Origin of the sequence: Pseudotamlana haliotis, assembly GCF_008806375.1 — a bacterium.
In the GTDB taxonomy this organism is placed as follows: Bacteria; Bacteroidota; Bacteroidia; order Flavobacteriales; family Flavobacteriaceae; genus Pseudotamlana; species Pseudotamlana haliotis.
In genome coordinates this window covers 1-232 of the sequence record NZ_WAAT01000057.1, presented here as the reverse complement: position 1 = coordinate 232, position 232 = coordinate 1, and the positions used below count along the sequence as shown (strand labels likewise).

At 30.2% G+C, this 232-nt stretch carries 1 protein-coding gene; it reads right to left on the bottom strand.

The window, feature by feature from the left end; translation table 11 throughout:
- On the bottom strand, positions 1 to 185 hold a 185-nt coding region (locus F6U93_RS14370; RefSeq protein WP_394349759.1), incomplete at its 3' end, for an integrase core domain-containing protein.
- Positions 186 to 232: the final 47 nt, after the last annotated feature.

Sequence of the window (232 nt, the reverse complement as noted above, 5' to 3'; positions counted from 1 at the left end):
GTTTTAAAGTCTAAAGATAAATGTAATCTAACTTGGTTGTATAAATTAATAGCATTTTTTGTAGCTCTTTTAGCATGAGCTATACTGCTGAAGGTTTGATCCAAATAAAATTCGTCTTTGAGTATGCCGTTAACACGTTCGGCCATAGCGTTTTCATAACAATGATTTTCTTGAGTCATACTAATGGCAATATTTTTTCTTTTGAGTATTTGAGTATAAACATTGCTACAAT